The sequence below is a fragment of the Streptomyces panacea genome, from assembly GCF_040560175.1.
In the GTDB taxonomy this organism is placed as follows: Bacteria; Actinomycetota; Actinomycetes; order Streptomycetales; family Streptomycetaceae; genus Streptomyces; species Streptomyces panacea.
This window is the reverse complement of the sequence record NZ_JARJHW010000059.1, coordinates 23,272-38,566: the sequence shown is the minus strand read 5'-3', so window position 1 is coordinate 38,566 and position 15,295 is coordinate 23,272. Positions and strand designations below refer to the sequence as shown.

At 71.8% G+C, this 15,295-nt stretch carries 9 protein-coding genes; 3 read left to right on the top strand and 6 right to left on the bottom strand.

Annotated elements, in window-relative coordinates; all coding sequences use genetic code 11:
• Positions 1-17 precede the first annotated feature (17 nt).
• From P3L51_RS16545 to P3L51_RS16530, 4 genes are all read right to left on the bottom strand, one after another.
• Positions 18-2,894, bottom strand: coding sequence for an NHLP bacteriocin export ABC transporter permease/ATPase subunit (locus P3L51_RS16545; protein ID WP_354605991.1), 2,877 nt, complete (start codon positions 2,892-2,894; stop codon positions 18-20).
• Positions 2,895-2,961: 67 nt separating this feature from the next.
• Positions 2,962-5,082 (bottom strand): NHLP family bacteriocin export ABC transporter peptidase/permease/ATPase subunit, encoded by a 2,121-nt coding sequence (locus P3L51_RS16540; protein ID WP_435594464.1) that lies wholly within the window; start codon positions 5,080-5,082, stop codon positions 2,962-2,964.
• A 155-nt stretch (positions 5,083-5,237) separates the two neighbouring features.
• Positions 5,238-6,044: an HlyD family efflux transporter periplasmic adaptor subunit gene (locus P3L51_RS16535; RefSeq protein WP_354605988.1), complete on the bottom strand. Its 807-nt coding sequence runs from the start codon at positions 6,042-6,044 to the stop codon at positions 5,238-5,240.
• A gap of 132 nt (positions 6,045-6,176) precedes the next feature.
• Positions 6,177-6,404, bottom strand: a complete 228-nt coding sequence (locus P3L51_RS16530; RefSeq protein ID WP_354605987.1) for a type A2 lantipeptide — start codon at positions 6,402-6,404, stop codon at positions 6,177-6,179.
• 1,010 nt (positions 6,405-7,414) lie between these two features.
• Between P3L51_RS16530 and P3L51_RS16525 the strand changes: the two genes are divergently transcribed.
• Both P3L51_RS16525 and P3L51_RS16520 read left to right on the top strand, forming a co-directional pair.
• Positions 7,415-8,185: a group II truncated hemoglobin gene (locus P3L51_RS16525; RefSeq protein WP_354605986.1), complete on the top strand. Its 771-nt coding sequence runs from the start codon at positions 7,415-7,417 to the stop codon at positions 8,183-8,185.
• A gap of 251 nt (positions 8,186-8,436) precedes the next feature.
• On the top strand, positions 8,437-9,759 hold the full coding sequence (locus tag P3L51_RS16520) for a hypothetical protein (protein ID WP_354605985.1): 1,323 nt from the start codon (positions 8,437-8,439) through the stop codon (positions 9,757-9,759).
• 3 nt (positions 9,760-9,762) lie between these two features.
• On the opposite strand, the gene P3L51_RS16515 is transcribed toward P3L51_RS16520, so the two are convergent.
• Positions 9,763-10,770: a glycoside hydrolase family 113 protein gene (locus P3L51_RS16515; RefSeq protein WP_354605984.1), complete on the bottom strand. Its 1,008-nt coding sequence runs from the start codon at positions 10,768-10,770 to the stop codon at positions 9,763-9,765.
• Between the two features lie 148 nt (positions 10,771-10,918).
• Between P3L51_RS16515 and P3L51_RS16510 the strand changes: the two genes are divergently transcribed.
• The gene (locus tag P3L51_RS16510; protein ID WP_354605983.1) at positions 10,919-13,588 is read left to right on the top strand and encodes an ATP-binding protein; all 2,670 of its coding nucleotides are present in this window, start codon (positions 10,919-10,921) and stop codon (positions 13,586-13,588) included.
• A 272-nt stretch (positions 13,589-13,860) separates the two neighbouring features.
• Here P3L51_RS16510 and P3L51_RS16505 read toward each other — a convergent pair whose 3' ends face one another.
• On the bottom strand, positions 13,861-15,210 hold the full coding sequence (locus tag P3L51_RS16505; RefSeq protein WP_354605982.1) for a D-alanyl-D-alanine carboxypeptidase family protein: 1,350 nt from the start codon (positions 15,208-15,210) through the stop codon (positions 13,861-13,863).
• Between the last annotated feature and the right edge of the window lie 85 nt (positions 15,211-15,295).

Genomic DNA, 15,295 nt, shown 5'->3' with positions numbered 1-15,295 from the left:
CTCGCCCCCGTCGGCGATCAGGTCAGCTGCCGCCGCACCAGTTCGTGCAGCCTGCCGCCGGTGTCCGCCAACAGCGCTGCCGGCGGCCCCTGTTCGACGATCCGTCCCGCGTCCATGACCAGCACGCGGTCCGCGTCGAGGACCGTCGACAGCCGGTGGGCGATCACCAGGCGGCCCGCGTTCAGCCTGCGGGTGCTCTCGATCACGATCCGCTGGGTCTCGTTGTCCAGCGCACTGGTGGCCTCGTCCAGGAAGAGCAGACGCGGGCGCCGGACCAGCGCCTGGGCGATCATCAGGCGCTGACGCTGGCCGCCGGAGATGGCGCCGCCTCCGGCGATCATGGTGTGCAGACCCATCGGCATGCGCTTGATGTCCGCCGCCAGCCCCGCCATCTCGACGGCCTCCCACACCTCCTCCTGCGAGAACGTCTCGGCGCCGCAGACGCAGTCCCAGATGGAGCCCGTGAGCGGCTGCGCGTTCTGCAGGACGACACCGCACTGGCGCCGTACGGCCGCCCGGTCGAGAGCGGTCAGGTCCTGGCCGTCGTACAGCACGCTGCCCGTGACCGGCCGGTCGAAGCCGATCAGCAGCCGCAGCAGCGTCGACTTGCCGCAGCCGCTGGGGCCGACGACCGCCACGAACTCGCCGGGCTCCATCCGCAGCGACACGTCGTCGAGCACCAGCGGGCCGTCGTCGGTGTAGCGGAAGGAGAGTTTCCGGGCTTCGATCGCGCCGGTCAGCACCCCGGGCTGGACGCCGGTGTCGCCGACCTCGGGCGCCTCGTCCAGGACCGGCTTGATCTGCTCGAACATGGGCAGCACGGCGGCCACCGACACCAGCGCGCCGGTCAGTTGGGTGACGGAGGTCAGCAGCATGGTCACGGCGGTGTTGAAGGTCAGGAACTCGGCGGCCGACATGGTGCCGCGCGCCGGACCGGCCAGCAGCATGAACATCACGAGCGAGCAGAACGGCAGATAGACCGCGTCCAGCACCGTCGTCAGATTCTTGATCCGGCCCGCCCGCTGCTGGAGTTCGCGCGAGCGCGCGAAGCCGCCCGCCCACGCCGCGTACGCGAAGCCCTCGGCCGCGGCGACCCGCAGTTTCGGCAGCCCCCGCAGGGTCTGGAACGCCTGGTTGTTGAGCTTGTTGCCGAGTTCGACCAGCTGCCGCTGCCAGCGCAGTTGCCACAGCCCCATGCCGAGGAACACGGCGCCGATGACGACCAGCATGCCCATCGCCGCCAGGGCGAGCGGGACACTGTGGACCAGCAGCAGTACGAGGCTCATCGCGCCCACCGCCGCCGATTGCACGATCACCGGCCCGAGGCCCGACAGCACCCGGCGGATCGCGCTGACGCCCATCGCCGCGCTGGCGAGTTCACCGGTGGAACGCTCGGCGAAGAACTTCGTCGGCAGCCTCAACAGCCGGTCCCAGACGGCCGGTTGGAGCGTGCTCTCGATACGGCCCTCCATCCGCAGGATGGTGAGGCTCTGCGTCAGCATGAAGGAGGCCGAGACGATGCCGGTGATCATGACGGCGAGCGAGACCTGCGTGATCAGGTCGGTCCGCGCACTCGGCACGTACTCGCCCAGCACCCGCCCCGTCGCGATCGGCACCAGCGCGCCGAGGCCCACCGTGACGAGGGTGGTCAGCGCCAGAGTGCGCAGATCCACACCGTTGCCGCGCAGGCCGAAGCGGAGCAACCGCCAAGGTGTCATGGGGACTTCGGGCAGCGGGCGGTAGAACATCACGGCGCGCGGCTCGAAATCGTCGGCGTTGTGCGCGCCGACACGAAGCCGCGCCCCGGTGGCCGGATTGACCGCCTCGTAACGGCCGCGCCGCCGGAGCAGCGCCACCGGGGCACCGGACTTGGCCCGATGGCCCACGAGCGGTCCGGAGTCGGTCCGCCACCAGGGGCCCTCGAGCCGGACGGCGCGGGTACGGATCCGGGAGGCGACCGCGATGCGTTCGACCGGGCCGACGCGGTCGTCGAGCGGGGTGCCCGCGCCGTGGGAGTGGTCGCAGAGGGTGATGCCGGAAGCCGCCGCGACCCGCCGGCAGACCGCGAACGTCGCGTCGCGGGCGGCGTCCCCGCCCGTTCCGCCGTCGCCGCCCGCCGCGCCCTCGTCGCCGGCCCCGCCGCCGGGGCGGCCGATCGACGCCACCAGCGCCTCGTCCGCCCGCGCCCGTACCGCCTCACCGGCCTTGATCCCGGCGGCCGTTCGGTCCTCGTGCGCGCGCTCCTGCCGTTCGATCCAGTGGTCGACGGCCGACAGCAGCCGGTGCTGCTGGTTGATCATCCGCTGCCACATCGCGCCGTCGACCAGCAGATCACCCGCCGCGTCCGCGCTGTACGAGGCGCCGTACCGCACGCTGCCGGGGGAGACCGGCATCCACAGCACGTCGTCGTCGGACACGGCGCCGTCGGTCGACGGGCGGGTGTCGAGCGGCGTCTGGAAGAGCGCGCCGAGGCCGCGCGCGGCGCCGAGGGCGAAGGCGTGCTCCAAGGCGGTCGGCACGGGGGCCGCGTACGGGTCGGTGTACGAGTCGACGTACGGGTCGTCGGTGTACGAATCGGCGTACGGATCCACGTAAGCGGCCGGCGGCGGCGCGTACAGCTCCCGCAGCGCGATCCGCCGCAGCGCGCAGTCCTGCGACGGCCTGCTCAGCAACGTGTGCCGGGGGCCGTCGACCGGCCCGAGGAGCAGCGTCCCCGCTTCGAGACGGCCGAGGAAATGCCACTGCCCCCGCTCCGCCGCGTCGACGGCGAACAGGTCGAGCGCGCCCCCGACGACGAGCCACAGCACATGCGGGCCCTCCAGCGGCACATTGCGCAGTCCGGCGCAGTCGACCGGTGTGCCGAGCGCGCCGAGGGCGTGGATGACCGGGTCGATCCCGGTCGCGCCCGGCCCCGCTCCCGCCGTCGCGTCGGCCCCGGCTCCCGCCGCCGTGGAGGCCACGTCAGTACTCCTTCACCAGGTGTGCGTACGGCCCCCCGGCGGCCACCAGGTCCTCGTGCCTGCCGCGCTCCACGACCGCGCCGTGGTCGAGCACCACGATCTCGTCGCTGTCGCGCACCGTGCTCAGCCGGTGCGCGATCACCACGCACGCGCAGCCGCGCCGCCGCAGGTTGTCGATGATCACGCGCTCCGTCTCGGCGTCCAGCGCGCTCGTCACCTCGTCGAGTACCAGGATGCTCGGCCGCCTGACCAGCGCGCGGGCGATCTCCAGCCGCTGGCGCTGACCGCCGGAGAAGTTACGGCCGTCCTGCTCGACCCGGCTGTGGATGCCCTCGGGGCGCCGCGCGATCACGTCGTCGTACAGCGCGGCGTCCTTGAGGGCGGTGACGACGGCGTCGTCCGGTATCGACGGGTCCCACAGGGCAACGTTGTCCCGGACGGTGCCCTCGAAGAGGAAGACGTCCTGGTCGACGAAGGACACCGACGCGGCGAGCGCGCTGCGGGAGATGTCCTCCAGACGCTGCCCGTCGATGCGGATCGTGCCCTCCCACGGACTGTAGAGACCCGAAATGAGCCTGGATACCGTGGACTTGCCGCTCCCGGAACCGCCGACCAGCGCGACCTGCTGCCCCGGCCCCACCGTCAGGGAGAAGCCGTCGAGCAGCGGCGCGTCCAGCGGGCTGTAGCCGAACACGACGCTCTCCAGCTCCACATGGCCCGTCAGCCGGCGCGTACTGGCGTCCGGCCGCTGCCGCGAGTAGAGCGGGTCGACGGGGAAGCTCTCGACATCCTTCAGCCGGGCCACATCGGCGGCGAAGTCCTGGATCCGGCCCGCCACCCCGTTCAGCCGGGTGATCGGCGCGGTGAACCGCACCACCAGTGCCTGGAACGCGACGAGCAGACCGATCGAGATGGCCCCCTCCACCGCCCGCAGCCCCCCGATCCACAAGATCAGCGCGCTGTTGAGCGTGGCGAGCGTGGGAGCGACCACGGCCAGCGCCGCGCTGGGCACACCGAGCTTCTGCTGCTCCTCCAGCGTCGTGGCGTGCTGCCCCGCCCACCGCCGGAAGTACCCGTTCTCGCCGCCGGTCGCCTTCATCGTCTCGATGAGCTGAAGGCCGGTGTAGGAGGTGTTGGTGAGCCGCGCGCTGTCCGCCCGCAGCTTGCGCGTACCGGTGGAGCGCAGCTGGATCACGATGCGCATCGCGACCACGTTGAGCAGCGCCATCAGCACGCCGACGACGGTCAGTTGGGGGTCGTAGGACCACAGCAGGGCCGCGTACAGGATCACCACGACCCCGTCCACACCCGCCGCCGCCAGGTCCCGCGCCAGTGTCTCGGCCACCGCGTCGTTGGACTGGAGCCGCTGGACGAGATCGGCCGGGCTGCGCTGCGCGAAGAACGTGACCGGCAGCCGCAGCAGATGCCGCAGGAACCGGGCGCCGCTCAGCGTGGAGGAGATGACGCGCCCGCGCAGCAGGTTCGCCTGTTGGAGCCCGGTCAGTACGGCGGTGAGCACCACCATCGTCGCCATGGACGCGAACAGCGTTCCCAGGAGCGACGTCTGACCGCCTATCAGGAACATGTCGATGTACGTACGGCTCAGCGCGGGCACCGCCGCGCCCACCGCCACCAGCAGCAGGCTGGCGAGCAGCGCGGCCAGCAGGGTGCCGGCCGTCCCGCGCAGGCGCGCGGGCATGGCGCTCATGATTCCGGGTTTACGGCCGCCCCGGCGGAAGGCGGCGGTGGGCTCGAAGACGAGGACCACGCCCGTGAAGCTGGTGTCGAAGTCCTCCGTCGAGACGAAACGGCGGCCCTTGTCGGGGTCGTTGATGTGCACGCCCCGGCCGCCGGGCCTGCGGCCCATGCCGTCGTACACCACGTAGTGGTTGAACTCCCAGAACAGGATCGCGGGTGCCCGGACCCCGGCGAGGGCTTCCGCCTCCATCTGCATGCCCTTGGCCTGGAGGCCGTAACCGCGCGCCGCCTTCAGGACGTTGGAGGCGCGCGAGCCGTCGCGCGACACCCCGCACGCGATGCGCAGCTCCTCCAGCGGGACATGGCGGCCGTAGTGCGCCAGCACCATGGCGAGGGAGGCCGCGCCGCACTCCAGGGCCTCCATCTGCAGGACGGTGGGGGTGCGGACGGCCTTGGGCCCGGGGGTTCCGGTGGCCGTCCGGGCGCGCTTGGCGGCACGGCGCCGTCCGGGTGGCTGCTGCTGGTGCTTGCGCTGCTGGTGTTTCCGCGGGGCCGGGGGGAGCTGATGCCGCTGGGGGCTCACGGGAGCAGCCAATCGATCGGGTGCTGTTCGGCCAGCCGGATGGAGCCGGTGGCCAGGGTCATGGACTCGACGGCGTACGGCGGCCCGTCCGGCGACGACCAGGCGTAACCGGACTTGGTGGCTGACGACACGTCAAGTCGCACCAGTACGGCGACGGGTGGGCCCTCGCGGGAGAACTGCTCGCCCAACTGCGTGCTGCCGAGGAACCCCGTGATGCGCCTGCTGGTCTCGGCGACCCGGCCGACGGCCTCGACCCGGCCGCGCAGTACGCCGTAGCGCTGCTTCGGCACCGACTGGACGGTGACGTCGACGGAGGCGCCGACGGGGACGGCTCCTCCGCTCTCGGCGGGCGCGTACAGCATCACGCTCAGCGGGTCGTCGGCCTTCCCGACCCGTTCGACCGCCGCGACATCGGCGCCCGTGGTGATCACGGAGCCGACGGCGGCCACCAGGGTCGTCAGCCGTCCGGCGGCGATGGCGCGGACGACGGTGCTGCCCTCGGTGGTACGGACCTTGACGAGGGGGGAGTTGGCGGACACCCGCTCGCCCTCCTCGGCCAGTACGTCCGTGATCTGGCCGGCGACGGGGCTCTGGAGGACGTAGCTGCCCTGCGCGTGGGTGAGGACACCGGGGGCGTCGAGGGTGGACGAGACGCTGCCGGTCAACGCCCAGACGGCCGCGGCGATCATGACCACGACCGTGACGACCAGGACGAGACAGCCCTGGGGCCGGGCGAAGCGGACCGGCAGATCGATCTCCTCGGGCGACTGCAGTTTGGAAAGGGCCTGTTGGCGAAACTGCACGACGCTCTTCCCTCGTTGCTCGGTGCTTCCGACGCTCACGCTCGTCCGCTCTCGTGTACCACGACCACCGCCGCGTCGGCCGTGTGCCCGGGACCCGGGGCACACGGCCGACGCGGCGGAGCTGCGTTCGACTCAGAGGCCGGAGACCAGGCCCGTGGCGAGACCGGTCACACCCGACGTGCTGACGCCGGTGGCACCCTCGACGGTGCCGACGACGCCGCCCACCGTGCTGGAGACGGGGACGATGGAGTCAACAGTGCCCGTGACGGTGCCGACGAGGCCTCCGACGAGACCGCCCGACACGTTGTCGAGGTCGCTGTCGGAGATTTCCTGGGTCTCAACCTGGGGGGAGTGGTTCATGATGTGAGATTCCCTTCGCATGGCTAATTCACAATGGCCGCGACCGGCCTCGCCTGTACTGGCGAACCGGCCGCCGCAGCGGTCGTCGCGGCCCTTCCTTCGGATTTCCGGGTATCAGGATTCGGTAATCCGCCGAATGGTTCCGGGGTGACTTCCGCAGTGCGATGGATCAAAGCACGCGGGCATGCCGAGTAGCCAACTCGACGCCGAACGATCAGGCGGGACCGAGGTGTTGGAGTACCCCGAAGTGCCCGAGTGTCCATCGCTTCGTGGCAGCTTCTTCACGCGACCGACCTCCCCGAAGTGGACATTCCAGCACCAAGGCCGTACCTGTGGGCCGTCGTAGGTACGGACCTGGCGGCAGTCTGTGTCCGCCTGCGCATTCGGTGTGCAGATTCGTCGAAGGAGACAGCCGGGGAGACAGGCTTCGGAAGTCCGGTGTGGGCTGCACGGATTTCCTGGGTCACGGTATTTCCGGGGAAACGGCGCGCCTTCCAGGAGAAGGCAACATAAACGCATAACGGCGTTGCGCCGGACGCGGGGGAAATGGCCGCCTTCCGGCCGTTCGCCGACCAGTTCGCCGCCGTAGGCACCGTTTGTCGCCCAGTGCGCGGGATCGCCTGTTCTGTCGGTCTCCGGCGGCCGGACCGTGAGCCCCGTCGGAAGGGGCCCGCTCCTGGCCCCGCTCCTGACCCCACTGCCGTATCGCCTGCCGGATCGCCTGCCGCATCCGGGCCGCCGAGGGCCCCTCGGGCGTGGTGTCGGGCATCCGACGGCGGATCCGAGAAAAGCGGAGGTGATCATTCTCCTTGAGGTGCGCCGGTATCGCGGGTGTCCATTTGCCCCTGATCGCCTCCACGGGTGACCTGGACGGCACACCGGTGAGCCCGCGCTCCGGAATCGATCCTCCCGTCCCCCTCCGGCCCGACGACACAGATAATGCGCGCCAAAAAGTGGGTACTCGGAACCCGGAAAGATCTGTGTATTCTCGCTGCCGGAGGTGAGGACACATGATCCTCGAATACATTCGCTACCGAATTTCCGAGAACGAGGCGGCCGAATTCGAAGCGGCCTGCGCCCGCGCGGCCGGGCCCCTGGGCCGGTCACCCGTCTGCCACGACTTCGAGCTGTCCCGCTGTGTCGAGGAGCCCGGCCACTACATCCTGCGGATCCGCTGGGAGTCGCTCGACAAGCATCTGAACGACTTCAGATCCAGCGACGAATTCCGCGCCTTCTTCACCGAGATCCGGCCGTACATCGGCGCCGTCGAAGAGATGCGCCACTACACCCCGACCGAAGTCGTCGGAATCGGGGCCGCTACGCCACAGCCGCCGAGTCTTTACGACTGGGCCGGGGGCGGCGAGGCATTCGAGCGACTCTTCCACCGCTTCTACGAAATCGTCCGCGCCGACGAACTGCTCTCACCGATGTTCGCCGGCATGAAGGCGGAACATCCGCACCATGTCGCGCTCTGGGTCGGCGAGGTATTCGGCGGCCCCGCCGAATACACCGCACACCACGGCGGTTACGAGAACATGCTCGCCCATCACATCGGCAAGGCCATCACCCCACGGCAGCGCCGACGTTGGGTGGATCTCCTGGTCGACGCGGCGGACGACACCGGCCTCCCCGCCGACCCGGACTTCCGCGCGGCGTTCATGAGCTACATCGAGTGGGGCACCCGCGTCGCCATGGAGAACTCCCAGCCGAACGCCACCCCACCACCCCGCGCCCCGGTCCCCCGCTGGGGCTGGGGAGTGGCACCTCCCTACCAGCCCTAGGCCGTGCCTTCAAAGTCCCGCCGGGCCCGCGACGCCTGGCACGGCACCTCGCCGCGTTGTCGGAGTCGGCCAAGTACGCCCAGTACGCGACCGATCCACCGCCTTGCGATGCACCGCACCAGACGCCGCAGGCCCCGCCCGGGCGGGCGGACGGCGCTACTTTGAAGACACGACCTAGCGCGACCGCGAAGTCCCGCCGGGCCCCGGTCGCCTCCGCCGTCCACCCGACCGCCGCGCGGTAACCTGCGGCGATGACCGGACCCGGACCCGACCTCGTACTCGAAACCGTCACCGGCGCGCGCCAGACCCTCACCGTCGTCCTCCCGGTCCGGCTGCAGCGCACACCCGACGCCGGCTCCGGCTGGGCCGAAGGCCCGTACCCGTTCGAACTCGGCAGCCGCCGCACCGACACCGCCACCCGGTCCGGATACTTCGCCCCCGCCTCCGCCCGCGTCCTCTACGGGACCCCGGACCGCCCCCGTCGCTGGCACCGGCCCCACTCCGTCACCCACGGGGGCCTGCACCTCGTCGGCCTGGAGATCCTGCGCACCGCCACCGCCCGCAACACCCAACACGCGCTCGCCGTACTGCACTTCGCCCTCGACGGGCCGCTGCTCCCCGTCCTGCGAGCCATCGGCCACCGCCCCACCGCCGGACCCGACCCCCTCACCGGCCCCCTCGACCCCACGGCGCTTCTCGACGGGATCGCCGAACTACGCGATCGAACAGGCACCTTCGCCATCGCCCGCCCGTACACCGTCGCGTTCATGACCCCCGAGGCCCACCACACACCGGCGCTGCGACCCGACCCCGAAGCGCTGCTCGCGCCGACGGCCGACCGCTGGCTCTGGCAGCTGGCCTCCCGGTCGAACCCGGGCGACCTCCCGCTCGCCCCCGAGAGCGCCCCGCACCACGACGCCTCCACCGTGCGGATATCCGCCGACTGGAGCGCCCTCGTGCTACGGCACGGCGCCGCGTTCCTCGGTCACCGGGCCGACACGGGTGACGGTGACTTCTACGACTTCGGCGCCCTGCACGCCCGCACCGTCTATCTGGACGCCCTGCTGCTCGGGTCGCTCCAGCGCGACCACATCGACGAGCTGACCGAAGAACTCTCCGAGGTCTTCGACTCCGAACGCCTCACCCGCCGGGTGACCGCGCTGGAGAGGAACATCGCCCGCTTCCGCAGCACCTACTGGCGCCAGCACCTCACCGCCCACGGCCCCGCCAACGGCCTGCTGCTCGCCTTCCAGCACCAGCACCGCCTCCCCGACCGGTTCGCCGAGATCCTCGCGGAGGCCGCCGACCACAGCCGGCTGGTGCAGACCCTGGAGAGCCAGCAGATCAGCGGCGCCCTGGGAGTCCTCACCGTCCTCGGCCTGCCGCTCGGCACGGCGCTCGGTGTCCTCCAGGTCCTCGGCGACGAATCGGTCCCCCACCTCCTCGTCGCCCTCGCACTGTCGATCGCCGCGACGGGCGCGGCACTCACCACCCGCTACGGCCGCCTGGTCCTGTCCTCACTCCGGGGCGGCGGCGGGACCACGGGCCGAGACACCGGCCGAGACACCACCTAGGCGCTACGCGAACCGTCGCGCCAGCGCCCGGAACGACTCCTTCTGCTCCCAGCCGCCGTCGACCGCCTTCAGCAGGCCGAAGCTCCCCATGTCCAAGTCGTGCGCCGGATCCGGGGAGTACGGCTTCGACGCCGCCAACTCGTAGGCGTACGCGCCGTGGACGCCATGGGCCTCGTACAGGTCGAGCAGGTCCGTCAGATAGTCGGCCTGCTCCTGTTCCGACCGGACGTAGGGGCCGTTCAGGGCCGGGGGATCCGCCGACCAGTCGATGATGTCGAAGCCCGACGGGCCGGCCGCCGCCGCGCCCTCGAAGGTGCAGCAGCCGAACTCGGTGATCAGGAGCGGCTTTCCATGGTCCAGGTGGGCGCGCAGGCCGTCCGTGTAGTGCTCGGTGTTGTACGCCATCCGGTAGTAGTTCTGGCCCACGAAGTCGAAGCCCGACCAGTCCACCCTCTCCCACAGCGCGCCGCCGTACGTCAGCCGGCCGCCGAAGCGCGCGCGGGCCACCTCGACCGCGCGGGCCAGGGTCACGTTCAGTTTCTCGCTGAACTCCGCCATACGCGGCCACCACTGCGGGTCCGCGAGTTTGGCCGAGCGCTCGCCGAAGGTGTCGCCGGGGATGAGTCCCGAGCCGAAGATCGTCAGCTCGCAGCCGACGTTCAGGTCGACGGCCCCGTGGCGCTCCCGCAGCCCCTCCGCCGCCTCGGCCGTCGCCGCCAGATGTCTCAGCGTCGCCTCCTCGTCGCCCTCGATGAGCCGCGGCTGCAACCAGACATGCAGGCCCGCCTCGGCGGCGAATCCCGCGTACGCCGTCAGCCGGTCGATGTCCGTGCCGAGCAAGGTCACCGAGTTCGCGTGCAACTCGTCCCGGATGAGAGACATATGGCGCCGTACGGCGTCGTCGGGCCAGGGCGGCCGGGCCGAGCCTCGGCCCGAATAGTCCGTTCCCGTGTCGTAGTTGACGCCCTTCCAGACCAACGGCGCCGCGTGTGCGGTGAGTTCTTCTCGCATGGTGTGACCATAGAGACACCAGTCGCGTACACCTGATCGATCAGCACCGGCCGAAATCGTCCGGATCCGCGCCGATCCCTGCCCACACGCGGGGCCGGCGGGCTAGGGTCGTGACCTGACCTGCACACCCGTTCACCTAAGGAGGGTGATGGTGCCCCCGCCGGAGGACTCGGTCGGCCTCCCACTCCTCGAACGCGAGCCCGAGATCGCCGCGGCCGCGCACGCCGTGGAAGGGCTTTTCGGAGACACACCGTCCGGTGGACTGCTCGTCTACCGTGGCGCCGCCGGACTCGGCAAGACCGCTCTGCTCTCCGAGGTCCGTCGCATGGGGGCCGGCCGCTGCACGGTGTGGTCGGCGCGCGGCGGCGAGACCGTGACCTCCGTGCCGTTCCACGTCGTACGGCAACTGTTGCAGCCCGCCCTCACGGCGCGCGGATCCGGCGACGTACGGGACCTGCTCGGCGACGGGTACGACATCGTCGGCCCCGCCCTCGGAGTCGCGCCGCCCGGCGAGCGGCCCGCCGACCCGCAGGGTGTCAGGGACGGCCTGGAGACCCTGTTCCGCAGACTCGCCGAGGCACTGCCCCCGCTCATCGTGCTCGTCGACGACGCGCACTGGTCCGACCTGGAATCCCTCGCCTGGCTGGCGTCCTTCGCCCGGCGTACGGGCGGCCCGCCGATCCTCGTCGTCGTCGCGTACCGCAGCGAGGACGCGATCGGCGAATGCGCCCACCTCCTGCGGGCCCTCGGCGAGAGCGCCAGACTGGTCGTCACCCTGAAGGCGCTCACCTCCGAAGCCACCGCGAAGCTCGCCCGCGCGACCCTCGGTGAGCACGCGGACGACCCGTTCTGCCGCGAGGTGTGGGAAGTCACCGGCGGCAACGCCTACGAAACCGTCGAACTGCTCGCCAAGGCACAGGACGAAGCGCTGAACCCCGTCGGCGAATCCGCCGACGCCCTCAGCGCGCTCGGCGCCATGACCCGAGGCACCGGTCTCATCGCCAGGCTGGAGGAGCTGGGCACCACCACGACCCGCTTCGCCCGGGCCGCCGCGATACTCGGCACCGACATCTCCCTCGAACTCGTCGTGTCCCTCGCCGGAATGGGGCCCGCGGAGGCCGCCGACTGCGCCGAACGGCTCCGGATGGCCCGCATCCTCGTCGGCACCGACCCGCTGGAATTCGTCCACCCGCTCATCGCCACCGCCGTCTACCGTGCCATCCCTCCGGCCACCCGCACCGCCTTCCACGGCCGGGCCGCCTGGCTCGTCACCCGCAGCGGCCGGGGCGCCGCCCTCGCCGCCCGTCACCTTCTCGAAGTCCACCCCGACAACGACGCCGAACTGGTCCTGCAATTACGCGAGGCCGCCTCCGAACATCTCGCGGTCGGCGCCCCCGACGCCGCCCGCCGCTGCCTCGAACGCGCCCTGACCGAACCGCCGTTGCCCCGGATACGGGCCGAGGTCCTGTACGAACTGGGCTGCGCCACTCTTCTCTCGTCACCGGCCACCACCGTCGGCCATCTGCGCGACGCGATCGACACCCAACTCCTCGACGAGCGCCTGCGCGTCGACGCCGTCTTCCGGCTCTCCCAGGCACTGACACACAACGACCAGACACGGGAAGCCGCCCGGGTCGTCGCCGCCGAAGCGGCCCTCGTTCCCTCCGGACCCGCCCAAATGCGCCTCAAGGCCGCGCACTTCCTGTGGGAAGGCGTCCAGGACACCGAGGACGACGGCAGGGAGCGCGCCCGCCGCCTCGCCGAGACCGCCGCCGGACTCACCGGACGCGACAACACCGAACGCGTCCTGCTCATGCTCCGCGCCTTCGACGCCACGGCACGTGGTGAGAACGCCGACGAGATCGTCCAGATCGCCGAACGCGCCCTGGTCGACGGCGCGCTCGCCCCCGGCACCGGCTGGACCGGCACGTCCTGGGGCTTCGAACCACCCGCCCTGCTCGCGCTCTCCTTCGCCTTCGCCGACCAACTCGACCGCGCCGAGAACCTGTTCGACGAGGGCATGCGGGCCTTCGAGATCTCCGGCTGGAGCGGCGGCCATCTCGCCTTCGCCCATACGCTCGTCGGCTACGCCCACCGCAGACGTGGCCGTCTCGCTGACGCGGAGACGTATCTGCGCGAGAGCCTGCGCCTCGCCGACCGGGTCGGCGACCGGCTGCCGATGCACTGGAACGGCATCTGCATGCTCGTCGACACGCTGCTCGCCCGCGGCCACGTCGAAGAGGCGCGCGAAGCCGCCGAGCGCTACTCCTTCGGGCCGCCGTACGCCTCGTCCCTCGCCATCCCCGACGCACGATCCGTCCGGGGGCGGCTGCTCCTCGCCCTCGGCCGTACGGAGGAGGCGATCACCGAACTCGAACGCACGGGGCGGGCGTTGACGGCCCGAGGCCGGCACAACGGGGTGATGGCCACCTGGGCGATCGATCTCGCGCGGGCACTCGCCGACGTGAACCCCGAGCGCGCGGCCGAACTCGCCGCGTACGCCCGGGACCGTGCCGAACGCTTCGGCACGCACACCGCGATCGGTGTCGCGCTGTGCTGCTCCGCTTCCCTGACCGAAGGACCGGCCGCGGTCGAACTGCTCGCCGAGGCCGTCACCCACCTCGAAGCGTCCCCCTGCAGGTACGAGCTGGCGGTCGCGCGCGTCGAGTACGGCATTGCCGCGCGGTCGGCGCCGGACCTCGGCCGAGGCCGTGTGCTGGCCGAGACGTGCGGCGCGGACGGACTGGCGGGACGGGCACGGGCGGCACTGGACGACATGCGGACGGTGGGCGACGGCGCGGGTCACCGTCAGGATTGACGACCGCCGCCGCGCCACCGCGCCGTGCCCGGCGTCGGTCATCCGCCCGGGGTCGACACCGGCCCGGCCCGACGCGGCAGCGGCCGGCGCGCGCGACCGGCGCCGTGGCCGTCCACCCGGACCCGTCGGGCACCGCCGCACGGGTCCGGACCATGGCCACGACGGCCACGACACGATGCTTCATGTGTCCACTCCGCGGGCTGCCACCGCCGTCCGCGTCCGCGTCCGCACCGTGTCCCGTGACCACCGCCCCGTGCCGCGCGCCCCCGCGCTCACGGCAGCGGCTGCACCTGGTGCGGGTCCGCCGGTTCCCGGTGGCGTCGCGCGGCGCGCCGTACGAGGAACAGCGCCAGCGCGGCGAGACACGCGGCGCCGATGAAAGCGATCGGCACGACGTACCCGAAGGATCCGGACGGCGTGGTCGGCCGGTCGGCCGGTTCGGAGCGCGGCGCCGCCGCGAGGTGCGCGGCCCGTGCCCCCGCCGCCGCCGGGCGTACGGCGCCGGTGACCGGCCCCGTCGCCCGCCCGGCCCGCGCGACCGGTCCCCGCTTCTCCGCCTCTGCCGCCCGACGAGGCGGGGCCGGCGGCCGGGGCGGCTCCAGCGACCCCACGGGAGTGACGGCGGGCGCGGCCGCGAAACCCCAGTCCAGCAGGGTCCGGGCCTCCTCGTACACCGCCTGCGAGGCCCCGGACTGCGGATTCATCACCGAAACCAGCAGCGTGCGGTCGCCGCGCCGGGCCGCCGCGACGAGCGTGTTCCCCGCGTTCGTGGTGTAGCCGTTCTTGACGCCGATCACGCCCCGATAGCGCTGCACACCGTCGGCGCCCGTCAGCAGCTTGTTCGTGTTCCGGATGCCGAACGTCGAACCGTTACGGCCCGGGAACTGCGCGTCGACGGTCGCGCAGTGCTCCGCGAAGGCCGGTAGTTCCAGTCCGGCGCGGCCGAACACCGCCAGGTCGTACGCCGACGACACCTGACCCGGTTCGTCGTAGCCATCGGGGGAGACCACATGGGTGTCCTTCGCGCCCAACTCCCGTGCCTTGGACTGCATGTGGGTGATCGTCGACTCCCAGCCGCCGTTCATCCTGGCGAGGACCCGTACCGCGTCGTTGCCCGAGCTGAGGAAGACACCGCGCCACAGGTCGGCCACGTCGTACGTCAGGCCGGGGGCGACGCCCACCAGGCTGCTGCCGTCGCCGATCCCGGCCAGGTCCGCCTCGGTCACGTTGTGCCGCGTGCCGGAGGGGATACGGGGCAGCACGGTGACGGCGAACAGCGTCTTGAGCGTGCTGGCCGGCGGCAGGGCGCGGTGCGCGTCATGGGCCGCGAGCACCGCGCCCGTGCCCGCGTCGGCGACGACCCAGGAGAGGGCGGAGACGCCCTTGGGCGGCGCGGGCGCGCCGGACGCCGCGCGCACGTGGGTGCCGGGCCGGTACAGCAGTGCGGGGTCCGCCGGCCGCGTGACCTCTCGGCCAGGGTCGGCGCGTGAGCCGGCCGCGACGGTGGCGGCGGTGGCCGGGGTGGACACCGACGCCGGGAGGAGGGTCAGCAGTCCGGTCAGCCCGGTGGCCAGAGCCACCGGGCCGACGAACGCGGGGCGCAGGAACGATCTGATGATCATTCAGCCACCGTAGAAACGGACCGCGTCGCGCGCACGGCTGCGTGAGCCGACCGGAGGTATCCCCGTCCGGCCGCCCGGCCCCTCG

Coding starts and splice junctions, on each gene's coding strand:
- P3L51_RS16520 (WP_354605985.1), top strand. CDS start 8,437: ATGACCGGACCCGGACCCGACCTCGTACTCGAAACCGTCACCGGCGCG.
- P3L51_RS16505 (WP_354605982.1), bottom strand. CDS start 15,210: ATGATCATCAGATCGTTCCTGCGCCCCGCGTTCGTCGGCCCGGTGGCT.
- P3L51_RS16510 (WP_354605983.1), top strand. CDS start 10,919: ATGGTGCCCCCGCCGGAGGACTCGGTCGGCCTCCCACTCCTCGAACGC.
- P3L51_RS16525 (WP_354605986.1), top strand. CDS start 7,415: ATGATCCTCGAATACATTCGCTACCGAATTTCCGAGAACGAGGCGGCC.
- P3L51_RS16530 (WP_354605987.1), bottom strand. CDS start 6,404: ATGAACCACTCCCCCCAGGTTGAGACCCAGGAAATCTCCGACAGCGAC.
- P3L51_RS16540 (WP_435594464.1), bottom strand. CDS start 5,082: ATGGAGGCCCTGGAGTGCGGCGCGGCCTCCCTCGCCATGGTGCTGGCG.
- P3L51_RS16515 (WP_354605984.1), bottom strand. CDS start 10,770: ATGCGAGAAGAACTCACCGCACACGCGGCGCCGTTGGTCTGGAAGGGC.